We start from the raw sequence: 630 nt of genomic DNA, 5'->3' as shown, positions 1-630 counted from the left end.
AAGCAAAAGCGTAATCTCACTAAAATGGCGTTGGTTCATAAAACAGATGAGCCTAACGTTAAGGCTATGCTTAACTTATAATAGTTAGCTGCCAACAATAATTAAGGTTTTAAAATGAATAACCAGGTTAATAGGCTTTAAAGTGTTGCCAGATGGTTAATTACCACAAAGCAGACGCCATTGACCAAAAACAATTAACAAAATGCCAAGATCAGTAAATCATGTTGCGTCTAAAGCACGCAGAAAGAGAATACTTAAAGCTGCCAAAGGTTACTTTGGTAGAAGAAAAAATGTTTGGACAGTAGCTAAAAACGCTGTCGAAAAAGGTTGGACTTACGCATACCGCGATAGAAAGGCAAAAAAGAGAGATTTCAGAAAATTGTGGATCCAAAGGATCAATGCCGGAGCAAGACTTCATGGCATGTCTTATTCACAATTTATGGGTAATGTTAAAAAGGCAAATATCGATCTGAACAGAAAGGTATTGGCTGATTTAGCAATGAACCACCCTGAAGCTTTCGAAGCTATCGTTAAAAAAGTAAAATAAGTTTAACCCGATCTGTATTATTGAGGCTGCCATTTGGCAGCCTTTTTTGTTACCCTTTCAAACTACGGTTATTGCTTTTACTA

1 protein-coding gene is annotated in these 630 nt (G+C 36.7%); it reads left to right on the top strand.

Annotated elements, in window-relative coordinates; translation table 11 throughout:
• Positions 1-202: 202 nt before the first annotated feature.
• Complete coding sequence (rplT, locus tag E1163_RS28410; RefSeq protein ID WP_155176851.1) at positions 203-547, top strand: 50S ribosomal protein L20; 345 nt, start codon at positions 203-205, stop codon at positions 545-547.
• Positions 548-630: the final 83 nt, after the last annotated feature.

The organism is Fulvivirga kasyanovii (assembly GCF_009711405.1).
Lineage (GTDB): Bacteria > Bacteroidota > Bacteroidia > Cytophagales > Cyclobacteriaceae > Fulvivirga > Fulvivirga kasyanovii.
This window is presented reverse-complemented; position numbering and strand designations above follow the sequence as displayed.

Coding starts and splice junctions, on each gene's coding strand:
- rplT (WP_155176851.1), top strand. CDS start 203: ATGCCAAGATCAGTAAATCATGTTGCGTCTAAAGCACGCAGAAAGAGA.